We start from the raw sequence: 22,713 nt of genomic DNA, 5'->3' as shown, positions 1-22,713 counted from the left end.
TTTTTTTTAAAGGAATGCGAATACAATTACATTGTATGAGTTTTAGGATGGAGAGTGGAAATCATGCGATTTGTTACAGTGAAGAAGGAAGAGAAAGTATTTGTTGGCATTGTGGATGATTATCAAGAAAAAGTGCTGCATATTAGAGAAGCACAGCGGCAAAAAGGCGAAAAGATTACAGTCCCTATTACAATGCTAGAGTGTATCGAAAAAGGAAATGCTTTTATTGAAAAAGTGGTAGAAATTGTAAATTGGGCAAAGGAAAATGAAACGACGGCGTATTATCCATTGCAAGACGTTAAAATATTAGCACCTATTCCAAGACCAAGAAAGAATATTCTTTGCGTCGGAAAAAACTATCGTGATCATGCGATAGAGATGGGTGGAGAAGAGTCTATTCCGAAAGATATCATGATTTTCACAAAGGCGCCGACGACGGTTATCGGGAATGGAGAGAAAATTCACAGTCATCCGCATGCAACGAGTGAACTAGATTATGAAGGAGAACTCGCAATTGTGATTGGGAAACGCGGAAAACAAATTGCAAAAGATAAGGCGCTTGAATATGTTTTCGGTTATACAATTGTAAATGACATAACTGCTCGAGATATTCAAAGAAAACATAAACAATTTTTCTTAGGAAAAAGTTTTGATACATTTTGCCCAATGGGGCCGTATTTAGTTCATAAGACGGCTATTGAAATCCCGAATCAATTAGATATTGAAACAAGAGTGAACGGAGAGGTTCGGCAAACTTCAAATACTGCAAATATGATGTTTTCAATAGAAGATATTATTTCTATCGTAAGTAAAGGGATGACGTTAGAGCCTGGGGATATTATTGCAACTGGAACACCAGCGGGAGTTGGGAAAGGGTTTATACCACCTAAATTTCTAAGCGCTGGTGATGAAGTGACAATAACGGTGCAGCATGTTGGAACGCTTCAAAACTTGGTCAAATAGTACGTTATATATTTGGCTCATCCCTATTCTATTTGCATTTCATAATGCTGAGGAATATTACTTTTTCCCTGAAATGAAGTATTTCCAACCGATTCGTATGGAAGAAAACGCGGGGCAAAAACAATATTTCTTCATTGCATTATGTTTGTTAACAAGCATTGTCTTTCTGCTTGTGTGTATTCATTCTATATTTAAAAAGAAAGTCACGCTTTATATATTGCTCGTTATACAAGCGATGATTTTTATGAATGGGTTGTTTCATATCACTGGGGCAATTTTGACAGAAAGATATGTTCCAGGATTGGTAACGGCAGTGATATTCATTATACCTTTTTCATTGTTTTGGTTTCGGAAAGGGATAAGAAATGATTGGTGGGAATTGAAACATGTGATTGTCTCCTGTATAGCAGGTGTGTTGCTTCTATTTCCGGTTATCGTTGGGATATTACTTTTCTCAAAAATGATTGTTTCATAAAACAAGCTGCCTCGTAAGAGGCAGCTTGTTTTGATTAAGATAATACCGCTTTAATTTTTTGGAATGCCCACTCTAGGTCTTCCTCAGAAATAACAAGAGGTGGTGCGATACGAATTACATTTTCATGTGTTTCTTTACATAATAAACCTGCTTCTTTTAATTTTTCGCAATATGGACGAGCAGGCTCGTTCAATTCGATTCCGATAAATAATCCTTTACCACGGATGTCTGTGATCATAGGATTATCAATTTCTTTTAATTGTCCTACTAATTTTTCACCTAATTGAAGAGAACGCTCTGTTAATTTCTCATCTAATAATACGTCAAGAGCTGCAATAGAAACAGCACATGCAAGTGGATTACCACCGAATGTAGAGCCGTGAGAACCTGGTTCGAATACGCCTAAAATATCGTGATTTGCTGCGACGCAAGAAATTGGGAATACGCCGCCGCCAAGTGCTTTACCAAGTATGTACATGTCAGGAATTACGTTGTCCCAATCACATGCAAATAGTTTACCAGTACGGCCTAAACCAGTTTGAATTTCGTCAGCTACAAATAAAACGTTTTCTTTTTTACATATATCGTATGCTTCTTCTAGGAATCCAGCTGGTGGAATGTTAATTCCTGCTTCTCCTTGAATTGGTTCTAAAATAAATGCAGCTGTATTTGGTGTAATTGCAGCTTTTAATGCTTCTAAATCACCGTAAGGAATTACAATAATGCCAGGAAGCATTGGTCCGAAGCCACGTTTGTATTCTTCATTGGATGACATGGAAACTGCCCCCATTGTACGACCATGGAAGTTATCTTCACAAACGATAATTTCAGCTCTATTTTCTTCTACCTTTTTCACATCATATGCCCAGCGACGTGCTGTTTTGATTGCGGTTTCAACAGCTTCCGCACCTGTATTCATTGGAAGTACCATATTTTTATTTGTTAATTTCGCTACTTTTTCGTACCAAGGACCTAATTGATCACTATGGAAGGCACGTGAAGTTAACGTAACACGGTTTGCTTGTTCAATTAAAGCGTCAATAATTTTCGGATGACGGTGTCCTTGGTTTACCGCAGAATATGCACTAAGTAAGTCCATGTAGCGGTTTCCTTCAGGATCTTCTACCCAAACTCCTTCTGCTTTCGAAATTACGATTGGTAGCGGATGATAGTTGTGAGCTCCATATGTGTCTGTTAGTTCGATAATATCCTTTGTTTGAATCATGATTGTGCCCCCTTTTGTTATTACAAGAAGTTTATAAATACTCTAAATATTATATCATTTAAATGTAAAAAAGCGAAACATTTCCTGAAAAGAAGTGGACATGGTATCATATAAAGTGAAAAAGTGGGAAAAGAGGAGGTTGGGATATCGTGACAACACACATGCATATTACAGCGTGGGCACTAGGGCTTATTTTATTCTTTGTGGCGTATTCTATGTATACGGCAGGAAGAAAAGGTAAAGGCGTACATATGGGGCTTCGTCTTGTGTATATCATCATCATTGTAACGGGTTTCTTACTGTATCAAAGCATTATGAAAACAGCAACAGGGAACATGCATATGTGGTATGGCCTAAAAATGTTAGTTGGCGTTTGGGTTATTGCTGCAATGGAAATGGTTCTTGTGAAAACAAGTAAGAAGAAACCGGCAGGGGCGTTTTGGGTTCAATTTATTATTGCGCTTGTTATTGTACTATATCTTGGATTACGATTACCGATGGGATTTTCACCATTTGCGTAAAATAGAACCATCTTATTTTTCTGTAAAGGAGAATAAGATGGTTTTTCTTTAATGGTTTGTCAAATTTGAACTTATATGAAATGAAATACATTTATGAGGTTTGATTACGGAAAAGATAGAGACGAGGTATAGCTATTGTAACAAAAATAAAAAAATCGCTCGTTCTATAGAGAATGAGTGATTCTTCTTATTTTTGTATTCACGTAGATTCTATATGTAGTTGTTCCCCGTTTGTTTTTGTAAATTGAAATATATTCTTATTACAAGTGGAATACCGAACGTAATGATGGTGCAACGAGCAAATCATTTTTTCGTTATCAAATAATAGCAGGTTTACACCTTCACAAGGCCCTTCTTTCGGCTGAAACGATAAGAAATTATGACAATATATACAGTCATATAAAGAATAATTGAAGGACTGCAATGTTTCTGCAAATAACGCAAAAGCGGAATCGGATAGTTCTTCTAACCATTCATGATAACTGAGTAGTAATTTTTTACGAATTCGTATCATTTCACCATTTTGCAATGGATGATGTTCATTTGCAATTTGTAATATGTTTTGTTCGTAGAATCTTGCCGGTAGCCAATTGTTGTTATATAAAACTTCAAATCCATCTTCAATAATATCTTCAAGCAAAAATGCTTCATCATTTTCATCATCAAAGAATATCCATTCATTGTTTATATATTCCACATTCCCAATTGTATGAGCACGCGGTTGATTATACAAAATATGTTTGCGTTGTTTCATTCGTGATTTCTCCTTTTATAGAAGTAGTTATTCCTGTTATAGACAGTTCAGGCATTCTTTATAACTATGGAACACCTAAAGAAAGGTGGGCATAGAATAAAAACATGCTTCATACAGTGAATTTTTTATCTGGACGGAGAAATTCCGTCTGGATCGTTAGCCCTCATCAATTAGGCTTTTACGTGCAGTTGTTTCAGTTCAGCCTTTTTGGTTCTATTTGGGTTTTGAACGGAGTAAAGTTATACGGATATAGGATAGGAAGGATGATTTATATGTGCGGGATTACAGGATGGATTGATTATAAGCGGTCGTTAGAAGGTGAAAGAGAAACGGTTACGAAGATGGCAGAAACACTTGCAAAGCGCGGTCCAGATGATACGAATGTCTGGATCAAAAGGCATGTTGCTTTTGGGCATAAACGTTTAATTGTGGTTGATCCTGAAGGTGGGAAACAGCCGATGACATGTACATGTATGAAAGAAGAAGAGTATTACACAATTTGTTATAATGGGGAACTTTATAATACAGAAGATATTCGTAAAGAATTAATGCAAAGAGGTTATAGATTTAAAGGGCATTCTGATACGGAAGTATTATTAGCGTCTTATATCGAATGGAAAGAAGAATGTGTGAATCATTTAAATGGAATATATGCTTTTGCGGTTTGGGATGAGAAAAAAGAACAAGTGTTTATTGCACGGGATCGATTAGGTGTGAAACCATTATTTTATAAATATGAAAACGGAAGATTATTGTTTGCTTCAGAATTAAAAGCTATTTTAGCTCATCCAGATGTAAAGACAGAAGTTACGACAGAGGGACTATCAGAAATATTTGGGTTAGGACCGTCTCGAACACCTGGACATGGTATTTATGCAGGAATTCAAGAGCTACGTCCAGGTCATGTTCTTACTTTTTCAAAAGATGGTTTATGTATATGGCGCTATTGGAATGTTGAGAGTAAAAAACATGAACATTCATTTGAAGAAACAGTAGAACAAGTACGGTTCCTGCTTAAGGATGCAATTACAAGACAATTGGTTTCAGATGTACCGTTATGTACATTTTTGTCGGGTGGGGTAGATTCAAGTGCCATTACAGCGTTTGCGGCAATGGCATATGAAAGAGAAGGGAAAGGGAAGTTGCATACGTATTCGATTGATTATGAAGATAATGAAAAATATTTTAAAGCAAATGCTTTTCAACCAAATTCAGATGCACCATTTATTGATTTGATGACAGAAACATTTGGTACAATTCATCACCGTTGTGTGATTTCCAATGAACAGTTAGCGGAGTATTTAACAGAAGCAGTACTCGTTCGCGATTTACCTGGTATGGCAGATATCGATTCTTCATTATTATGGTTTTGCCGAGAAATTAAACAAGATTTTGTCGTCGGTTTGTCGGGCGAATGTGCCGATGAAATCTTTGGAGGTTATCCATGGTTTTACCGGGAAGATGATTTGCAATCAAGTGCATTTCCGTGGATGCGTTCTACAGAGGCGCGTGAACAACTTCTGAAAAAAAAATGGCGTGATAAATTAAAACTGCAAGAATATGTACAGCGGCGTTATGAAGAATCAATACAGGAAGTACCGGTGTTAGAAGGAGAAAGTACAATTGAAGCAAAAAGACGACAATTATTTTATTTGAATATGGTTTGGTTTATGACGACATTATTAGACAGAAAGGATCGCATGAGTATGGGGGCGAGTTTAGAGGTACGTGTTCCATTTGCGGATCATCGTCTTGTCGAATATGCGTGGAATATTCCTTGGGAAATGAAAATGTATAAAAATCGCGAAAAAGGTCTATTACGTAAAGCATTAGAAGGTGTATTACCGAATGATATATTATATAGAAAGAAAAGTCCGTATCCCAAAACGCACAATCCGCACTACACAGAAGCAGTAACAGTATGGTTACAGAATCTTTTAACGGATAAAAACTCAATTTTGCATGAGTTGTTTGATAAAGAACAATTACAAGGGTTGATTCAATCAGGTGGTAGTGCGTTTCAAACGCCGTGGTTTGGCCAGTTGATGACCGGGCCACAACTATTGGCACATTTGGCACAAATTCATGTGTGGTTTAAGGAGTATGGAGTAAATATTAAAGAGTAGTGAAAAGCGGCTTACAATCATTGTGAGCCGCTTTTTTTCGCTATTTAACTTGAATATAAACGTATTTATTATAGTTTCCATCTTCCGTCGATGCAGTTAAAACAACACGTCCAGGCTTCAAAGCTTTTGCGTTGATCGTATCATTTTGATTTTCAAGTGCAACGATACTCGAGTCACTACTTTTCCAAGTCACTTTTTTATTTGTTGCAGCTGAAGCTGAAGGTTTGATGTCAGCTTTTAAATATGTGTAGCCATCAACATTTAATTGTACAGTTGGTTGATCAATTGAAATGTTAGTAACAGAGATAGGAGGAGCGGACTGATACATCTTTTGCGCATCTTCAGCTGTTCCTGCTTTTTTTAGAATTGATACTTCATCTAATGCTGCGTTAAAGTTGTTGCCGAATAAAGTTCCTTTGCCATCTACACCGATTTTTGTTGTGTAATTCGTATCCATTGTACCTGTTATTTTACTAATATCAATTTGTTGCTCTAACTTTCCATCTACTTTTAGTGTCTCCAAGAAATAGTGACTTTTAAAATATGAATGTAACAAAAAAGTAATTAAAATTACCCTTAAGTGGTTTTTGTTACTTATAAATTAAAACTATTGCAATTATATTACAAAAGTGTTGATTATATTAGGATATCGTAATATAATTCTCTTTATGGAAATAAAAATACAAATTATTCATTATTTGGGGGATATGGAAAATGAAGAAAAATATTTTACCAGTTTTAATGTCTGCGATGTTTGTAGTGCCTGCAGTATCTCATGCTGAAAACCAAGAAGCTGTAAAACAACTTACTCCAAAAACAGAACAGGAAATGCAGAAAACGGGGTGGACAAAAGAGGGAAATACATGGTATTTCTATGATCAAAATGGTGTGAAGAAAACAGGGTGGTTAAAGGATAATGGTACATGGTATTACTTGAATGCGGATGGGGCAATGAAAAGTAATAGCTGGTTAAGTGATGGAGGAAAGTGGTACTACTTTGATGAAAGTGGAGCAATGAAAACGGGTAATATTTTTAATCAAGGTTCATGTTATTTATTAGGAGCAGACGGTGCGTTATATACGAACGAAGGCTGGGTTCAGTACGAAGGAGAATGGTATTTCGTTCACCAAGGGGGAGACCTACACGAGGGCTATCTTGAATATAACGGTAAGGCATATTCCATGGCTATAGAGAGTGGCAAAATGCAAAAGAACATTTGGTTAGGTTCACATCCAGATGGTAACTATTTTCTTGATGATGGATCCATGGCAACTGGTTGGAATTTGATTAATAATGAATGGTATTATTTCAAAGAAAGTGGGATACATTTTAATACTTATAATGGTTGGCTAAGTTATAAAGGAAGCTGGTATTACTTTGTGGCTTCTAAGATGCAAACAGGCTGGATTGAAGATAATGGGAATTGGTACTACCTGAATGCAGATGGCACGATGAAAAGCTCAGTAAATGGGTGGAACGAAGGTTGGTTAGATGAAGGAGGAAAGCGCTACTTTTTTGATGACAGTGGTGCTATGCGGACAGGGAAATTGTGTGAAGGAGGTACTTGTTGGTACTTCAATCCAGATGGATCCATGGTAACAGGCTGGAAAGTAGTGGATGGTGAATGGTATTACTTTGATGATAAAACTGGAGCAAGCCATGCAGGTTGGTTAAGTTATAACGGGAAATGGTATTACTTTTATGATGGCCCGATGACAACAGGCTGGTTACAAAAAGATGGAAATTGGTATTATTTACAGTCTAGCGGTGCAATGGCAATAGGTAAACATTTCATCGATGGGAAATGGTATACATTTAATAATAATGGAGCTATGATGTAACGAAAGTTTTTTATGAGTATGTAGGATACTAGATACATATTTTAAGAGACTTTTATAATGAAAGAAGACACTTGTTAGGTATCTTTTTTTCTGTTTATCCCGCTATTTGAGGGCAGTAAGATCTTCTTTGGCTAAATGAGGGATCAGCTGCCTGTGAAAATTCGATTCGTGTGGGCTAATAATCAGTAGGGGAATGAAGAAAACTCTACTGATTGAAGTTCCACAGTGATGAGGGATATCATATCCGCATCAATGTAAAGATTATTTTCATTGAAAAATTCGAAGCATGGTAATTTTCTAGCATGTTGGTTATTCATCTATCTTTATTTCTGAGAAATTAAAAATATTACATTTTCGTTACAAAAATGTGTTGATTATATTAATATATCATAATATAATTCTTCTTGTGGAAATGAAAGTAAAAATTATCTATTATTTGGAGGAAATATAAAATGAAGAAAGCTATTGTACCAATTTTAATGTCTGCAATGTTTGTAGTGCCTGCAGTATCTCATGCTGAAAACCAAGAAGCTGTGAAACAGATTGCTCCAAAAACAGAACAAGCAATGCAGAAAACAGGGTGGGTAAAAGAGGGGAATACATGGTATTTCTATAATCAAAATGGTGTGAAGCAAACAGGCTGGTTAAGTGATGGGGGAAAATGGTATTACTTTGATGGAAACGGAAAAATGCAAACAGGTTATATTGTATATCAATATGAAGGTTACTTACTAGGAGCAGACGGTGCAATGTATGCCAATAAAGGTTGGGTTCAGTATGGTGGAAAGTGGTATTATGTACATCAAGGTGGAAAGCTACAACACGGATTGCTTGAATATAATGGAAAAACTTATTTTTTAAATCCAGATAATGGGCAGATGTTTACAAAAGCTTGGATTGGAGAACATCATACAGGTAACTATTTTCTCGAAGATGGATCAATGGCAATAGGTTGGACTTTAATTGATAATAAGTGGTACTACTTTAACGATAAGGGGCTTAGTTATAATGGTTGGCTAAGCTATAAAGGAAGCTGGTACTACTTCATTGGTGGTAAGATGCAAACAGGCTGGATTGAAGATAATGGGAATTGGTACTACTTAAATGCAAATGGCACAATGAAAAGTTCAGCAAATGGGTGGGACGAAGGTTGGTTAGATGAAGGAGGAAAGCGCTACGTTTTTGCTGACAATGGCGCCATGTGGACAGGGAAAATGTGTGAAGGAGGTACTTGTTGGTACTTCAATCCAGATGGATCCATGGTAACAGGCTGGAAAGTAGTGGATGGTGAATGGTATTACTTTGATGAGAAAAGTGGAGCAAGCCACGCAGGTTGGTTAAGTTATAACGGGAAATGGTATTACTTTTATGATGGCCCGATGACAACAGGCTGGGTGCAAGATAATGGTACATGGTACTACCTGAATACAGATGGCACGATGAAAACAGGCTGGTTACAAAAAGATGGAAATTGGTATTATTTACAGTCTAGCGGTGCAATGGCGATAGGTAAACATTTCATTGATGGAAAATGGTATTCGTTTAAAGATAATGGCGTTATGATGTAATGAAAGTTTTTTAAAAATGAGTATGTATGATACTAGATACATATTTTAAGAGATTGTTACAATGAAAGAAGACACTTGTTAGAGTGTCTTCTTTATTATTTTCTATGAATCAATAGAAGAGAAATAAAAAGGGACAGGCCCTCTAAGGATAGAGATCTATCCGATCGTAAATATAGTTAATGAATCAATTCCTCATTTAGCAAACGCATGATTCCCAATTACTGCAACAGTTTGGCACTGGAGCTAATAAGCGAGATATAGGATGTTAAAAAAGTTAGAGTTATATGTAAGAACTCTTTGATAGATAGTTATAAGTGAGGTTATCGAACCTTATAATATATCTAGTTTTCAATATGCACATGGGCATTTTGGAGGGTTGTACCGTCTATAATGAGATCTCAACATGTTTCGCTGTGCAAAAATGATGCTTTAATCCCAATGTAGATTTGAAATAAAGTTTCGTGATTTTTTTACAAAAATTCATCTGTACTGAAAATTGAAGAACCCATTTTGATCAATTTTTTCAAAATGGGTTCTTTTAACTTATAGAAATATATAGGTTTAATGGGAAACAACGAATTTCTTAACTTGCTAGCAATTTGGTGCTACCCCTTATTTTAGAAATGATAAAACGAAAACGTGGTAACTTTTATTAAATAAATTGTCAAATAAAATTAAAAATCATATTATAAATAATATTTATTTATAATTATTATTTTGATATACTCATTATCGATTGGTATACTGGAAACGAATGTTCTTGAAAAAGATTCTCATTTCCGATATTGAGGTGAATATAGATGAATAAGAAGAAAATAGGTTTACTTGTGATGGCGTACGGAACTCCAGAGTCACTAGAGGATGTAGAGGCATATTATTATACACATATTCGCCATGGGCGTAAGCCATCTCAAGAAGCGCTTGATGAGTTAGTTGGGCGTTATAAAGCGATTGGTGGTATTTCACCGCTTGCGAAAATTACAAAGGAACAAGCTAGAAAATTAACAAATGAGTTAAATAAGCGTTTTTCAGAATTTGAATTTGTATGTTATTTGGGACTAAAACATATTGCTCCATTTATTGAAGATGCTGTGGAAGAGATGAAGCAGGACGGTATTGAGGAAGCAATTAGTATGGTGCTCGCACCTCATTATTCAACTTTTAGTATTAAAGCATACAACGAGCGTGCCAAAAAGATTTCTGAGAACATAAATGGTCCTGTTATAGAGCCGATTGAGCAATGGTACGAAGAACCGAAATTTATTGTGTATTGGGCAAATCAAATAAAAGAAACATTTGCTAGAATTACAGACGGGGAGAAAGCTGTTGTAATTTTTTCAGCGCATAGTTTACCAGAGAAAATTATTGCAGCAGGAGACCCATATGTGAAGCAACTGCAGCATACGGCAGATTTAATTGCTGAAGCAGCGAAGATTCAAAATTATACAATCGGCTGGCAAAGTGCCGGAAATACACCAGATCCATGGATTGGACCAGATGTACAAGATTTAACGAAAGATTTATATGAAAAGCATGGTTATAACACTTTTGTGTATTGTCCAGTTGGGTTTGTGGCTGAGCATTTAGAAGTGTTGTATGACAACGATTATGAATGTAAAGTTGTGACAGATGAATTAGGTGCACGCTATTTCAGACCGGCTATGCCAAATGCAAAAGAATCATTTATTGATTGTTTAGTAGAAATTGTTTCCAAAAAAGCGAATAAAATAATTGACAAAAAAATAATTTTGAATAATAATTAATTTATAATAATTTTAAATAAGTAATTATTATTATGAAATAATAGGAGGTTTCCCTTGATGAATCCAAATGATCGCTTAACAACAAACCAAGGTGCTCCAGTAGGAGATAACCAAAATTCTCGTACAGCTGGTCGTCGTGGACCGGTATTATTAGAAGATTATCATTTAGTAGAAAAGCTTGCTCATTTTGATCGTGAACGTATTCCAGAGCGTGTTGTACATGCACGTGGTGCGGGTGCTCATGGTGTTTTCGTAACGAAAAATAGCATGAAAGCATATACAAAAGCAGCATTTTTACAAAATGAAGGAACAGAAACACCTGTATTCGTTCGTTTCTCAACGGTTATTCATGGGCAAGGTTCTCCGGAAACAGCTCGCGACCCACGTGGCTTCGCTGTGAAGTTTTATACAGAAGAAGGAAACTATGATATCGTTGGTAACCATTTACCTGTTTTCTTCATTCGTGATGCAATTAAATTCCCTGACATGGTGCATTCCTTAAAACCAGCACCAGATACAAATATTCAAACGCCAGATCGTTACTGGGACTTCATGACATTGTCTCCAGAGTCTACGCATATGATGACTTGGGTATTCTCTTATTACGGAACTCCTGCAAACTATCGTCAAATGGAAGGGTTTGGAGTACATTCATTTAAATGGATTAATGCAGAAGGTAAAATTGTTTATATTAAATATCACTGGAAACCACAGCAAGGTGTTCGTAACTTGAGTGCAAAAGAAGTGGTAGAAGTACAAGGGAAAGACTTCAACCATGCAACTCGTGATTTATTTGATGCGATTGAAAAAGGTAATTATCCGAAATGGGATCTTCACGTACAAGTAATGCAATTAGATGAAATGGATTCTTTAGACTTTGATCCATTAGATCCAACAAAAGTATGGCCAGAAGATCGCTTCCCATTAATGGAAGTAGGGACAATGACCCTCAATCGTAACCCGAAAAACTTCTTTGCAGAAGTAGAGCAAGCTGCGTTTACTCCAAGTGCGACTGTATCTGGTATTGAACCATCTGAAGATAAATTATTACAAGGACGTTTATTCTCTTATCCGGATACACAACGTTACCGTCTTGGTGCGAACTACTTACAAATTCCAGTAAACTGCCCATATGCAGCTGTTCGCAATCAACAACGTGATGGTGCGATGCAAATGAATCAACAACCATCAACAATTAACTACGAGCCAAGTCGACATGCTGAAAATCCAGTTGAAGATCCTAATTACCGTGATTCAACTATGAAGCTTGAAGGGTACGTATCTCGTGAAAAAATTGATAAACCAAACGACTTTAAGCAAGCGGGTGAGCGTTACCGTTCATTCTCTAAAGAAGAACAAGACAACTTAATTGCCAACTTAACAAATGATTTAAAAGATGTGCATGAACAAACGAAATTACTTGCAATCTGTAACTTCTTCCGTGCAGATCGTGAGTATGGTATGCGCTTAGCGAAAGCATTAAACGTTGATATTTCAGCGTACGTAGGAAATCCTGCGAAGTAATAACATTCTCAAATTTAAACTGCTGTATGTGTCTACAAATATGATGAATAACAAAGGATGACTGAATTTTCAGTCGTATTTTGTTTTAAAATATTTATAAGAGCTTTATTTTTTATTAGATTTTTTACTTTCTAAATGCGGATTTAAAAAGAGATGAATGAGAATATCGTGTATCGATTATATAAATCCATTTTGTTTTTTCGACATATAAATCGCTATTATGAAGAAGAAAAGGGAACTTAAAATTAAAGATTAATAACTGGAGAAGCCCCAGTCTATTACCCTGAAATTCATGGTCTTCATGGATTGAGGCCGATCATTCCGCCTTCAGACATAGCCTTCCGAAGGTCTGCTTTTTGGATACGTACTCTAATAAAACATAGACGATAAGTACCTGAGGTAACAAATAAAAAGGTTTATCTCGTATTAAAAAGAGATAAACCTTTTTCTATTATAAAAGTTATATACTTATAAAATGCATCATTTAGCCTCTTTTTGTATTGCCACTTCGCCTAGTGATTTCTCGCTATATTCATAAGCCTTCTCACCATGCATCGAAATATCGAGTCCCATTTGCTCTTCATGTTCATGTACGCGAACGGGAAGGAAGAAACTAATTCCTTTAATAATGGTGTATGTCATCACGATTGTAAAAGCATATGTCGCTCCAATTGCAGTGAACTGTTTCCAAAGAAGTGCAGCATTTCCATAAAACAATCCATCAGCGCCGCCGCTATTTACAGAAGTGGTTGCAAATAGCCCGGTTGCAATACCACCCCATGTACCACCCACGCCGTGACATCCAAATGTATCAAGTGCATCATCATATCCAAGTTTATGCTTTAAAAAGAAGACAGCTCCGAAGCAAAGAACGCCTCCGATCGCCCCGATTAAAAGAGCGGAGAAAGGAGTGACGAATCCGCAAGCCGGTGTAATAGCAACGAGGCCTGATACAGCGCCGCAAGCTGCTCCCATTACCGTCGGTTTTGATTGGAAGAACCACTCTGCTAAGATCCATGTTAATGCAGAAGCTGCGGCAGCGGTATTTGTATTAATGAATGCGGTCAGTGCTACGTCGTTTAGTGTAAGGGCACTGCCGACGTTAAATCCGAACCAGCCGAACCACAATAAGCCCGCGCCTAAAAGTGTAAATGGTAAATGGTGAGGGGAAGATCCGTTTACGTCTTTTCGCTTACCGAGAAAAATCGCTAGTACAAGCCCGGCAACGCCAGATGTGATATGGACAACGTTACCACCGGCGAAATCTAATGCGCCAAGTTCGCGAAGCCATCCGCCAACGCCCCATACCCAATGGGCAACGGGATTATAAACGATTGTCGTCCAAAGAAGGATAAAAATGAGAAAAGCAGAAAATCGCATTCTTTCAGCGAATGCTCCTGAAATTAGCGCTGGTGTTAAGATTGCAAACATAAGTTGAAACATCATAAATAAATTGTGAGGAATAGTAGCGGAGTAGTCTGCGTTTGGTGTAAAAGTTACGTTTTGTAAGCCGAACCAATCTAATGTACCAATGACGCCATTCCAATCTGGCCCGAATGATAAAGAATAACCGATAAAAATCCATTGAATGGAAACAATCGCCATCGCGCTATAGCTATGCATCGTTGTACTCAGCACGTTTTTGCTACGAACCATCCCGCCGTAAAAAAGTGCCAAACCTGGCGTCATAATCATAACCATTACCGTCGCTAAAAATAAAAACACAGTATCTCCCATGTTCATTCTTTTCCCCTCCTATAATGTTATAAAATGTTACATTTAATGTTATTTTTCATATCATATTCAATAATTAATAAAAAATCAACATATTTTTCAGAAAATTTAAAATATCATGTAAGAAAACCTAACATGGTGTTTGTGTAAGTGCGGTTTGTTCGGAAAATTGATATACTATTCTTACAATTAAAAAGAAGTTGGGGGATATTATGTGAAGAAGATATGGAGAAGAGGAGTGTTGATTTGTTTTTGTATGGTATTTGCTTTCTTAGCGCCTATACATACATTAGCGGAAGAAAAAAGAGAGTGGCAAGATGAAGTAGTATATTCTATTATGGTTGACCGCTTTAATAATGGAGATGCAAAAAATGATAAACAGCTTGATGTAGGGAATTTAGAAAGATACCAAGGGGGAGATATACAAGGGATTGTAAAGCGAATTGATTACATAAAAGAGATGAGATTCACTACTATTATGCTTTCGCCAATTTTTAAAGGTGAAACGTATGATGGGTATGGTACGGTTGATTTGCAAAAAGTGAATGAACATTTTGGGTCAATGCAAGATGTGAAACAACTTGTACAAGAAGCGCATAAACGAGATATGAAAGTGGTGTTTCAATTTGTTATAGAAAAAGAGCAAGAAACGCTTATTGATTCGATAAAATGGTGGATGAAAGAAGCAAACATAGATGGAAGTTATCTTATGCATAGTAAAGAAATATCTCGTGCCTTTTTAAATACAGTAAAACAAAGTGTTCAAGGAATAAAAAAAGATTTCCTCGTTATGACTGATGAGGGAGAGGGTATACATAATGAGTACTATAAGCACATAACAGATATCTTTACGAAAACGGATACACCTATTAAACCACTTTATGACGTTAGTTTAATAGAAAATGGTAAAGTAACAAGTAATTTTTTAGATAATCAAGACACAAAGCGGTTTGTCAGAATCGCGAAAGAGAACGCATATTATCCGCCGGCTCGTTTAAAACTTGCGCTTACTTATTTATATACAACACCAGGGATGCCGATTGTTTACTACGGAACGGAAATTGCGCTTGATGGCGGGGGAGTGCCAGATAATCGCCGCTTAATGGATTTTAAAACAGATGAAAAGTTTTTACAGTATGTAACGAGATTGGGAGAGATTCGTCAAAAATTCCCCTCTCTTCGCCGTGGGACATTTGAGTTGCTATATGATAAGACTGGGATGAGTGTGCTAAAAAGGACGTATAAAGATGAAGTGACACTTGTTGCAATTAACAACACGAAAGAGACACAAAAAGTTTCACTTTCGGCAAATGAGATAGGAGAAAATCGAGAATTAAAGGGATTATTGGAAGATGAAATCATTAGAGAAGAAGATGGGAATTATTATCTCGTATTGAAGCGAGAAGAAGCAAATGTATATCAAGTTAGAGAAAAAACGGGGATTAATTGGATCTTTATCTCTTTGTTAGTTGGTATGAATGTGTTATTTATTGCTTTTTTAATTGCTGTAAAGAAGAAAAAATCTTCTACTCTATAAAATGAAAGTGGATAGATTGACAGTGTATCTCTTCAATTCATGGATAATATATATTTTCTAGTACACTATTAATTCGTGAGTAGTGTACTTTTTTATTTATGAGATGACATCTATTCTATTGTAAATGCAACAGTAGATATTATGACGAGAATATATGTTTTTTATTAGTGATACAGGATGAATTAAGGTGGAATTGTCTTAGAGTTTTGTGGATCAGATTGATAGCGTATATAGAAACAAGAAAGGTATGTGTGAGATTTCCTTCATCGAAAAAATATGTGGATGTATCTTTTTAAAGTAAATTGATTAATTGGTTTAAAGCATTCTAACATAATATTGAATATGATGAATATGTAATCTGCAGGTTATGAATCTTTTTAGTTAATAGGAGGTGAATTTAAAATGCCTTTTACTACTGGGCCAATTGAAAACGTAGGAAATCAGCCTGCTAATGCAAATAGAGCTAAGGTTAAAATCCTCAATCGTACTGGAGGTACACTTAATGGGGTACTTCGATCTTTTAGACTTGATGGTACAAGAACATTAATCGAACAGAGAAACTTTACTGTAGCTGCTAATGCTTCTACTCTTGTAATTCTAAGTTTAGTTCACTCTACTTTGGGACAAGCAGACCAATATGAAGTTGAAATTGTTCCTAATCAAAACGGTGGCATATACAGTGTTTATGGAGTAACTGCTCAGGGTGTTATTATTACTGCACAACGAGTTTTGAATACAGAATTAACGCAAATTCTGTAGTAACTATTACTGATCAATAAAAACTCTCTGTAGGATTAAACTTAGATTCTTTTTCTGTGCTATTTATGAATGTATAAGAGAAATCGGCCGATTAAAGTAATGAATTCTGCTTCATAAATGCAGTTGTCATCTAATGTAGTTATTCTGGTTGGGATGTATCTTTTTTTCATTCCCAACCAGAATAACAAAATTTGTTATTATTACTTCATAATGATGATTAAAAAAATTAGTATTTAAAAATATTGTATGGATATGACTGTTATGCACTGGGATTACTTCTTTCGTAACACCTGCAAAACGGTGATTATGCCTGTCATTGTACTTTTATAGAGTTTTTTCTATTAACGATAGTTGATGAACTGTACGTCGATTGGTAAATCAGCGCTACGAACTGCTGCGATTACTGCTTGTAAGTCATCGCGGCTTTTTGCTGTTACGCGTACTTGATCATCTTGTACTTGTGTTTTCACTTTTAATTTTAACTCTTTAATAATGTTATTAATTTTCTTAGCGTTCTCTTTATCGATACCTTGTTGCAACGTTGCGCGTTGACGTACTGTGTTACCAGCGGCGCTTTCTACTTTTCCGTAGTCTAAGTTTTTAATTGGTACTTCGCGTTTAACTAGTTTTGAAATAAGAACATCTTTTACTTGATCTAATTTAAATTCATCATCAGAAGTTAAAACGATTACTTCTTTTTCTAATTTAATATCACTTTTGCTTCCTTTAAAGTCATAACGATTTTGAATTTCTTTTAATGCGATGTTAATAGCATTTGTTACTTCTGGTAATTCTACTTTTGAAACGATGTCAAAAGAACTATCTTTTGCCATAGTAAGCACCTCCAAATTAAATTCCACCTCTTATTATAGTGAATTTTTGCGAGTTGGACAAATAAAGGAAAATTCGTGTTATAATGAAGCTTTCTTTGGAATGATAAAAATATACTTTATATATAGAAGGGAATTAAAATATATGTATTTGCAGCCAGGATCGATTGAACAGGTAACTGTTTTACGAGAAACGGAAATTGGATATATGGTTGGATTTGACGATGAGGATGGTTATGAGGAAGTATTTTTACATAAAAATGAAGTAGCGGGAGAAATTGAGGAAGGCGATACGATTGATGTATTTCTATATCTTGATCATCAAGAGCGAATTTCTGCAACGATGAAGACGCCGCTTATTACGATAAGTGATTGGAATTGGGTAAAAGTTGTAGAAGTAAAACCTGATCTAGGTGTGTTCGTTGATATTGGTGTTTCTAAGGATATCTTAATCCCAGCTGATGAGTTTCCAATTTATACACCAGTTTGGCCAGAAGAAGGCGATGAGTTATATTGTACATTAAAATTAACAAATCGTGGCCGTCTTATTGCTCTTCCGGCAAGAGATTCAGATATGCAGGAAATTATTGTAGAGGCAACGCCATCTATGCGTAATAAAAATGTGAACGGACGTGTATATCGCTCGCTTCAAGTTGGTTCGTTTGTATTAACGGATGAACATTTCCGTGCTTTTTTACACCACACAGAAAGAAAAGAACAAGTTCGTATTGGTGAGCGTGTAACGGGCCGTATTATTGATGTGAAAGATGATGGTACGATTAATATTTCACTTCTTCCGCGTAAAGAAGAGGGAATGGAAGATGATGCTGCGGTAGTTTATGAGTACATGGAGAGCCGCGGAGGAGCAATGCCGTTTTGGGATAAGAGCCATCCGGAAGACATTAAAGAACGTTTTAATATGAGTAAAGCAGCGTTTAAACGTGCGCTTGGTAAGTTGATGAAAGAAGAAAAGGTTTATCAAGAAGAAGGTTGGACGTACTTCAAGAAATAAAAAAATCCGAACAGGCTCATGCCTGTTCGGATTTTCAGAGTGTTGGGAAACAGGAGTCAGTAGGCTCCTGTTTTTTGTCGTTATGTGTCGGAACGTCGATATATTCGAATTTGCGCCGATAAAGTGAAACCTTAATCAGTGGGGGGTTCATCCCCCGCTGATTATTAGCTCTCGCCAATCGGGCTTTTACGGGCAGTTGATTCCTCACTTATCTTTCTCGTTTTTCTCTGAATCTTGAGGTGGGAGTCTTACTGCCCGTTAATGCGGGGGGGGGGGATTTCATTTACTATTCTTCTACCAGCCCACTCTGTTGCTAGATTTTTTATTGTTGTCCGGAAAGACGAGAGAATGTATCTTTCAAATCACTATCTTTTACTTTAATATCAGCTTTCTTGAATTCGTCTAGTAATATTTTTTGGCCTGTAGTTTGATCTGCTAATCGCTGTTCTTCCAGATTTTTACGAATGGAATCTTTTACTTCATCATATGGTTTTAATTCTTTTTTATCGGTAAGTTTAATAATGTGATAGCCTTGTGATGACTTGATAGGTTTGCTAATTTCACCGACATTTAATTTGTAAGCCGCTTCTTCAAATTCAGGTACCATTTTACCTGGACCGAAGTATCCAAGGTCTCCGCCATTTTCCTTTGAACCTGGGTCCTGTGACTGTTGTTTTGCTAACTCTTCGAATGAAGCACCTTCATCCAGTTGTTTCTTAATATCATTTGCCGTTTTTTCATCGTTTACTAAAATGTGGCTGGCTTTAATTTCAGGTTTATAGTTTGCTTTTACATCTTTATCTGTAATGCTTTTCTTAATGGCTTCGTTCATTGCTAATTTGAACCTAATTTGATTTTTAAAGTCATCTTCATCTTTTAGGCGGTTACTTTCTAATACCGTTTTGAATTGATCACCAAATTGATCTTTTGCTTTTTTGAATTCTTTATCGACTTCATCATCAGATACTTTATATTTTTTTGTCATGATATCTTGTGCCATCATTTCATATAGCATATCTTTTCCGTACCGTTCTTTTAACTGCTTGTCAAAATCACCTTTTGTAATGGTTGAAACTTTTGATGTTGCAATCGCCTCTGAGTTATCTTTTAGACCACAAGCAGACAGCATTAACGTTCCGAGCGCAGCTGTGGCCATCAATAATTGTTTTCCTTTCACTTTAACACCTCATCTAATTATGTTGTTATTATTGTAAAATAGCGAGGTGAACATGAAGTGAAATTGATATGTTTTTTGTGAAATGAAAAAGTACATCAACAAGATTGTTGATGTACTATTAAATCCATTTTGATTTTCCGACATATAATCCGCTGCTATGAAGAACAAAAGGTGACCGCTACTTGTTTTCTCTTTTTGTTTTAACTTTGCATGGGGCAGGAAAAGGATCTGACCGCTTCTATGCATAGCTGGATGCTCTCTCCCGTCTAAAAAGGAAGGTTTTATGTCGGTTTTTTAATTTGTATTTTTATAAATGATTAAAGGTGATTTGTTTTTTTAGAATATGCACGTTTTCCTTGCTGGATATTTTTTTGTTCTTGTTCATTTTTTTGTGTGCGCTTTGCATTATTATCGCGTGCTTTTTTGTCATTATCGCTTGTATGCGGCATACATATCAACTCCATTTCTAAACAGTTGTACGTTTATCATTTCCGTTTTCGTAAAGACTATGTATACGAGTAGTGGTGACCTATTATGTATAAAGGTGGATGGGGTATGGACTTAAAATTAAATTATGCCGAATTAACGAAAAAACTAATTGTTGTTATCATTGCAGGTTTATTAAATGCAATTGGAATGAACTTGTTCTTAACACCGGCAAAAGTATATGCGAGCGGTTTCGCGGGATTATCTCAATTGCTTTCGCAAGTGTTAGGCGATTTTGCATCGATTCACATATCGACGGGAGTACTTTTTGCTTTATTTAATATTCCGGTTGTTATTTTAGCATGGAAAAAGGTCGGAAAAGCGTTTACGTTATTTAGTTTTTTATGTGTTGTATTTATGACACTGTTTTTAGAAATTATACCAGTGAAGGCTGTTTCAAATGATATTATATTGAATGCTATTTTTGGTGGTCTCATTTCAGCGATAGGGGTAGGAATTGCCTTAAAATGGGGAGCTTCCACAGGTGGTTTAGATATCATTGCAATGATTTTGTCAAAAATAAAAGATAAGCCTGTCGGAACATATTTCTTTTTCTTTAATGCAATCATCATTATTGCAGCTGGCTATTTGTACGGATGGGAAAAAGCGTTATACACGTTAGTAACATTATATGTATCATCGAGGATTATTGATGCAATTCATACTCGTCATGTGAAAATTACAGCATTTATCGTTACGAAGAATGGTAAAGATGTACGAAAAGCGATTCAAGCACGTTTAGTACGCGGTATTACAACTATACCAGCGACAGGGGCATATACAAATGAAAATAAAGAAATGTTAATGATCGTTATTACCCGTTACGAGCTATATGAACTAGAGAGAATTATTAAACAGGTAGACCCTGGTGCATTTACAAATGTGCTTCAAACAGTCGGTGTATTTGGGTTGTTTCGGAAAGATTAAAGAGGACCGGGAATCGGTCCTCTTGTTTTAATGTGTGTTAGTAATGTTTTGTAGTTGCTGTTGCATCTCACGCAGTTGTACCTTTTCAGCAGTTGAAGAATTGGCATAAGCGGATTGCAAAGCATTTTTGGCTCTATAAACGAGTTCCTGCTGTTCTGTGCCGCTTGAACAAGAAACGGCGCCCGAAACAGCATCTCGTGCTTGCTGAAATAATAAGTTACCCATTTAAACCCCTCCGAGAGAAGAGTTGTTTCGTTCTTTTTCTGCATCAGCTAATGTACCGCGGTACGGGAATCTTTCAGCATGCTTCATAACAGCATCGGCCCCTTGTTGGGTGAAACGTTTTGATTTGTTCTTTTTACCCATTCGTAATTCCCCCTTTTTTAGCAGAAAACAACTGACACATCGCTGTGTCTAGTTATAGTATGAGCGTTTTGAGCCAAACTATAAGTAGGGAATTTTTAGATTACAATCCAAGAACCTCTTCTAAATAAAGAGCAATTCCATCTTCTTCGTTTGTTAATGTCGTATGATTTGCTAATGTTTTTAATTCAGGAATAGCATTACCCATGGCGATGCCGTGACCTGCAAACTCAATCATCTCAAAATCATTGTCTTCGTCACCGAACGCAATAATTCGTTCTTGTGGAATGTTATAATAGCTAGAAACTTTTTGAAGTCCAATCGCTTTATTGAGGCCGCTTTTCACAATTTCAATAATCGGCCAAGGAGCACCCCATTTTCGATGATCAATCACTTCTGCATGCATATCTGTTAAATGCTTACGAATAGCTGTTGATTGCTCATCCAGTGCATCGATTAATAAGCATGTTGGATGATCTTGCAAAATGTTTAGTAAGTCGCCTGTAAAAATATTTGGAGAGCCAAATTCAAAGATATGCTTTTTATCCTCATCAATTTCGCGAACATATACATCATCAATTACTTCGGCATAAATGTTTTTAACGCCAAAATCAAAGCAAGCGCGAACGATTTCTTGTGCAGTAGAAAGCTCAAGGGGGGAATGATGCGTTCCCCAATTTGTATCAAGCGGGTGATGAACATAAGCGCCGTTAAAGTTAACGATAGGTGTATTCAAACCAAGTTCTTTATAATAAGCGTGGCTAGCGCGAAATGGACGTCCTGTTGAAATGACAACAACATGTCCTTGTTCTTTTGCTTTTTCAATTGTTTTCTTTGTTCGTGCGGAAATAATTTTATTGTCTGTAAGTAAAGTGCCATCTAAATCTAATGCGATTAAATGTTGTTTTTTCATGTTTTCACCTCTTATGAAAAAATTTTTGTTTCTATCTGTATTTCCGTTTTAAGATGCAGAAATAAGAGGTTGGAAAGTGTATAGATAAAGTAAAACTTCTATCAGCGGGGGTTCTCCATCCCCCGCTGATGGTTAGCTCTCGCCAATCGGGCTTTTACGGGCAGTTATCCTCCACCTATCTTCCTCATTTCTCTCTGAATCTTGAGGTGGGGGT

23 protein-coding genes are annotated in these 22,713 nt (G+C 36.3%); 12 read left to right on the top strand and 11 right to left on the bottom strand.

The annotated features are described in order from the left end of the window. The first annotated feature begins 63 nt into the window (after positions 1 to 63). Together MHH45_RS10505 and MHH45_RS10500 are read left to right on the top strand one after the other, a co-directional pair. Positions 64 to 963 (top strand): fumarylacetoacetate hydrolase family protein, encoded by a 900-nt coding sequence (locus MHH45_RS10505; RefSeq protein WP_140386060.1) that lies wholly within the window; start codon positions 64 to 66, stop codon positions 961 to 963. Beyond that, the gene (locus MHH45_RS10500) at positions 932 to 1,438 is read left to right on the top strand and encodes an HXXEE domain-containing protein (RefSeq protein ID WP_016113746.1); all 507 of its coding nucleotides are present in this window, start codon (positions 932 to 934) and stop codon (positions 1,436 to 1,438) included. The genes MHH45_RS10505 and MHH45_RS10500 overlap by 32 nt, the downstream gene beginning before the upstream one ends. A 34-nt stretch (positions 1,439 to 1,472) precedes the next feature. Here the strand turns inward: MHH45_RS10500 and rocD are convergent, their stop codons facing one another. After that, positions 1,473 to 2,663, bottom strand: a complete 1,191-nt coding sequence (rocD, locus tag MHH45_RS10495; protein ID WP_016113747.1) for an ornithine aminotransferase — start codon at positions 2,661 to 2,663, stop codon at positions 1,473 to 1,475. A 161-nt stretch (positions 2,664 to 2,824) separates the two neighbouring features. Between rocD and MHH45_RS10490 the strand changes: the two genes are divergently transcribed. Continuing rightward, positions 2,825 to 3,184 (top strand): YisL family protein, encoded by a 360-nt coding sequence (locus tag MHH45_RS10490; protein WP_033671045.1) that lies wholly within the window; start codon positions 2,825 to 2,827, stop codon positions 3,182 to 3,184. A 199-nt stretch (positions 3,185 to 3,383) separates the two neighbouring features. Here MHH45_RS10490 and MHH45_RS10485 read toward each other — a convergent pair whose 3' ends face one another. Continuing rightward, positions 3,384 to 3,938 (bottom strand): DUF2777 domain-containing protein, encoded by a 555-nt coding sequence (locus MHH45_RS10485; RefSeq protein WP_016113749.1) that lies wholly within the window; start codon positions 3,936 to 3,938, stop codon positions 3,384 to 3,386. 272 nt (positions 3,939 to 4,210) lie between these two features. On the opposite strand from MHH45_RS10485, the gene asnB reads away from it, so the two are divergent. Beyond that, on the top strand, positions 4,211 to 6,064 hold the full coding sequence (gene asnB / locus MHH45_RS10480; RefSeq protein WP_016132587.1) for an asparagine synthase (glutamine-hydrolyzing): 1,854 nt from the start codon (positions 4,211 to 4,213) through the stop codon (positions 6,062 to 6,064). A gap of 40 nt (positions 6,065 to 6,104) precedes the next feature. Here the strand turns inward: asnB and MHH45_RS10475 are convergent, their stop codons facing one another. Further along, complete coding sequence (locus MHH45_RS10475; protein WP_229161488.1) at positions 6,105 to 6,587, bottom strand: Ig-like domain-containing protein; 483 nt, start codon at positions 6,585 to 6,587, stop codon at positions 6,105 to 6,107. Between the two features lie 191 nt (positions 6,588 to 6,778). On the opposite strand from MHH45_RS10475, the gene MHH45_RS10470 reads away from it, so the two are divergent. The 4 genes from MHH45_RS10470 (at position 6,779) to katB (ending at position 12,761) form a co-directional block, all read left to right on the top strand. Then, positions 6,779 to 7,906 (top strand): N-acetylmuramoyl-L-alanine amidase family protein, encoded by a 1,128-nt coding sequence (locus MHH45_RS10470; RefSeq protein WP_016131243.1) that lies wholly within the window; start codon positions 6,779 to 6,781, stop codon positions 7,904 to 7,906. Positions 7,907 to 8,358: 452 nt separating this feature from the next. Further along, positions 8,359 to 9,474, top strand: a complete 1,116-nt coding sequence (locus MHH45_RS10465; RefSeq protein ID WP_016131244.1) for an N-acetylmuramoyl-L-alanine amidase family protein — start codon at positions 8,359 to 8,361, stop codon at positions 9,472 to 9,474. Between the two features lie 800 nt (positions 9,475 to 10,274). Further along, positions 10,275 to 11,237 carry a ferrochelatase gene (gene hemH / locus MHH45_RS10460; protein ID WP_088094160.1) on the top strand — a complete coding sequence of 321 codons (963 nt, stop codon included), beginning with the start codon at positions 10,275 to 10,277 and terminating at the stop codon, positions 11,235 to 11,237. A gap of 57 nt (positions 11,238 to 11,294) precedes the next feature. After that, positions 11,295 to 12,761 carry a catalase KatB gene (katB, locus tag MHH45_RS10455; RefSeq protein WP_088094161.1) on the top strand — a complete coding sequence of 489 codons (1,467 nt, stop codon included), beginning with the start codon at positions 11,295 to 11,297 and terminating at the stop codon, positions 12,759 to 12,761. A 480-nt stretch (positions 12,762 to 13,241) separates the two neighbouring features. Here katB and MHH45_RS10450 read toward each other — a convergent pair whose 3' ends face one another. Then, positions 13,242 to 14,504, bottom strand: a complete 1,263-nt coding sequence (locus tag MHH45_RS10450) for an ammonium transporter (RefSeq protein WP_016113755.1) — start codon at positions 14,502 to 14,504, stop codon at positions 13,242 to 13,244. A gap of 247 nt (positions 14,505 to 14,751) precedes the next feature. On the opposite strand from MHH45_RS10450, the gene MHH45_RS10445 reads away from it, so the two are divergent. Together MHH45_RS10445 and MHH45_RS10440 are read left to right on the top strand one after the other, a co-directional pair. Next, positions 14,752 to 16,032, top strand: coding sequence for an alpha-amylase family glycosyl hydrolase (locus MHH45_RS10445; protein WP_044880790.1), 1,281 nt, complete (start codon positions 14,752 to 14,754; stop codon positions 16,030 to 16,032). Positions 16,033 to 16,434: 402 nt separating this feature from the next. Then, positions 16,435 to 16,791, top strand: coding sequence for a hypothetical protein (locus MHH45_RS10440; RefSeq protein WP_016113757.1), 357 nt, complete (start codon positions 16,435 to 16,437; stop codon positions 16,789 to 16,791). Between the two features lie 126 nt (positions 16,792 to 16,917). On the opposite strand, the gene MHH45_RS10435 is transcribed toward MHH45_RS10440, so the two are convergent. Both MHH45_RS10435 and MHH45_RS10430 read right to left on the bottom strand, forming a co-directional pair. After that, a complete protein-coding gene (locus MHH45_RS10435; RefSeq protein WP_229161490.1) occupies positions 16,918 to 17,058 on the bottom strand; it encodes a hypothetical protein in 141 nt (46 codons plus the stop codon). Between the two features lie 74 nt (positions 17,059 to 17,132). After that, complete coding sequence (locus MHH45_RS10430; RefSeq protein WP_016113758.1) at positions 17,133 to 17,624, bottom strand: YajQ family cyclic di-GMP-binding protein; 492 nt, start codon at positions 17,622 to 17,624, stop codon at positions 17,133 to 17,135. A 142-nt stretch (positions 17,625 to 17,766) separates the two neighbouring features. Here MHH45_RS10430 and MHH45_RS10425 point away from each other — a divergent pair, with 142 nt between their 5' ends. Continuing rightward, positions 17,767 to 18,633, top strand: coding sequence for a CvfB family protein (locus MHH45_RS10425; RefSeq protein WP_006093927.1), 867 nt, complete (start codon positions 17,767 to 17,769; stop codon positions 18,631 to 18,633). 322 nt (positions 18,634 to 18,955) lie between these two features. Here the strand turns inward: MHH45_RS10425 and prsA are convergent, their stop codons facing one another. Both prsA and MHH45_RS10415 read right to left on the bottom strand, forming a co-directional pair. Then, a complete protein-coding gene (gene prsA / locus MHH45_RS10420) occupies positions 18,956 to 19,810 on the bottom strand; it encodes a peptidylprolyl isomerase PrsA (RefSeq protein WP_016113759.1) in 855 nt (284 codons plus the stop codon). Between the two features lie 317 nt (positions 19,811 to 20,127). Continuing rightward, positions 20,128 to 20,259, bottom strand: a complete 132-nt coding sequence (locus tag MHH45_RS10415) for a DUF3941 domain-containing protein (RefSeq protein ID WP_016113760.1) — start codon at positions 20,257 to 20,259, stop codon at positions 20,128 to 20,130. 106 nt (positions 20,260 to 20,365) lie between these two features. Between MHH45_RS10415 and MHH45_RS10410 the strand changes: the two genes are divergently transcribed. Then, positions 20,366 to 21,223, top strand: a complete 858-nt coding sequence (locus tag MHH45_RS10410; protein ID WP_016113761.1) for a YitT family protein — start codon at positions 20,366 to 20,368, stop codon at positions 21,221 to 21,223. Between the two features lie 27 nt (positions 21,224 to 21,250). On the opposite strand, the gene MHH45_RS10405 is transcribed toward MHH45_RS10410, so the two are convergent. From MHH45_RS10405 to MHH45_RS10395, 3 genes are all read right to left on the bottom strand, one after another. Then, the gene (locus MHH45_RS10405) at positions 21,251 to 21,448 is read right to left on the bottom strand and encodes a DUF3813 domain-containing protein (protein WP_016113762.1); all 198 of its coding nucleotides are present in this window, start codon (positions 21,446 to 21,448) and stop codon (positions 21,251 to 21,253) included. Continuing rightward, on the bottom strand, positions 21,449 to 21,589 hold the full coding sequence (locus tag MHH45_RS10400) for a hypothetical protein (RefSeq protein ID WP_003195901.1): 141 nt from the start codon (positions 21,587 to 21,589) through the stop codon (positions 21,449 to 21,451). Positions 21,590 to 21,689: 100 nt separating this feature from the next. Further along, on the bottom strand, positions 21,690 to 22,499 hold the full coding sequence (locus MHH45_RS10395; protein WP_088094162.1) for a Cof-type HAD-IIB family hydrolase: 810 nt from the start codon (positions 22,497 to 22,499) through the stop codon (positions 21,690 to 21,692). Positions 22,500 to 22,713 lie beyond the last annotated feature (214 nt).

Source organism: Bacillus sp. FSL K6-0042 (assembly GCF_038006685.1).
In the GTDB taxonomy this organism is placed as follows: Bacteria; Bacillota; Bacilli; order Bacillales; family Bacillaceae_G; genus Bacillus_A; species Bacillus_A pseudomycoides.
The sequence above is the reverse complement of the archived record's forward strand: the minus strand, read 5'-3'. Positions and strand labels throughout refer to the sequence as shown.

What these genes read in the sequence shown, in the direction of transcription:
- MHH45_RS10505 (WP_140386060.1), top strand. Translation starts at nt 64, where the DNA reads ATGCGATTTGTTACAGTGAAGAAGGAAGAGAAAGTATTTGTTGGCATT.
- MHH45_RS10500 (WP_016113746.1), top strand. Translation starts at nt 932, where the DNA reads ATGTTGGAACGCTTCAAAACTTGGTCAAATAGTACGTTATATATTTGG.
- rocD (WP_016113747.1), bottom strand. Translation starts at nt 2,663, where the DNA reads ATGATTCAAACAAAGGATATTATCGAACTAACAGACACATATGGAGCT.
- MHH45_RS10490 (WP_033671045.1), top strand. Translation starts at nt 2,825, where the DNA reads ATGCATATTACAGCGTGGGCACTAGGGCTTATTTTATTCTTTGTGGCG.
- MHH45_RS10485 (WP_016113749.1), bottom strand. Translation starts at nt 3,938, where the DNA reads ATGAAACAACGCAAACATATTTTGTATAATCAACCGCGTGCTCATACA.
- asnB (WP_016132587.1), top strand. Translation starts at nt 4,211, where the DNA reads ATGTGCGGGATTACAGGATGGATTGATTATAAGCGGTCGTTAGAAGGT.
- MHH45_RS10470 (WP_016131243.1), top strand. Translation starts at nt 6,779, where the DNA reads ATGAAGAAAAATATTTTACCAGTTTTAATGTCTGCGATGTTTGTAGTG.
- MHH45_RS10465 (WP_016131244.1), top strand. Translation starts at nt 8,359, where the DNA reads ATGAAGAAAGCTATTGTACCAATTTTAATGTCTGCAATGTTTGTAGTG.
- hemH (WP_088094160.1), top strand. Translation starts at nt 10,275, where the DNA reads ATGAATAAGAAGAAAATAGGTTTACTTGTGATGGCGTACGGAACTCCA.
- katB (WP_088094161.1), top strand. Translation starts at nt 11,295, where the DNA reads ATGAATCCAAATGATCGCTTAACAACAAACCAAGGTGCTCCAGTAGGA.
- MHH45_RS10450 (WP_016113755.1), bottom strand. Translation starts at nt 14,504, where the DNA reads ATGAACATGGGAGATACTGTGTTTTTATTTTTAGCGACGGTAATGGTT.
- MHH45_RS10445 (WP_044880790.1), top strand. Translation starts at nt 14,752, where the DNA reads ATGGTATTTGCTTTCTTAGCGCCTATACATACATTAGCGGAAGAAAAA.
- MHH45_RS10440 (WP_016113757.1), top strand. Translation starts at nt 16,435, where the DNA reads ATGCCTTTTACTACTGGGCCAATTGAAAACGTAGGAAATCAGCCTGCT.
- MHH45_RS10430 (WP_016113758.1), bottom strand. Translation starts at nt 17,624, where the DNA reads ATGGCAAAAGATAGTTCTTTTGACATCGTTTCAAAAGTAGAATTACCA.
- MHH45_RS10425 (WP_006093927.1), top strand. Translation starts at nt 17,767, where the DNA reads ATGTATTTGCAGCCAGGATCGATTGAACAGGTAACTGTTTTACGAGAA.
- MHH45_RS10415 (WP_016113760.1), bottom strand. Translation starts at nt 20,259, where the DNA reads ATGCCGCATACAAGCGATAATGACAAAAAAGCACGCGATAATAATGCA.
- MHH45_RS10410 (WP_016113761.1), top strand. Translation starts at nt 20,366, where the DNA reads ATGGACTTAAAATTAAATTATGCCGAATTAACGAAAAAACTAATTGTT.
- MHH45_RS10405 (WP_016113762.1), bottom strand. Translation starts at nt 21,448, where the DNA reads ATGGGTAACTTATTATTTCAGCAAGCACGAGATGCTGTTTCGGGCGCC.
- MHH45_RS10400 (WP_003195901.1), bottom strand. Translation starts at nt 21,589, where the DNA reads ATGGGTAAAAAGAACAAATCAAAACGTTTCACCCAACAAGGGGCCGAT.
- MHH45_RS10395 (WP_088094162.1), bottom strand. Translation starts at nt 22,499, where the DNA reads ATGAAAAAACAACATTTAATCGCATTAGATTTAGATGGCACTTTACTT.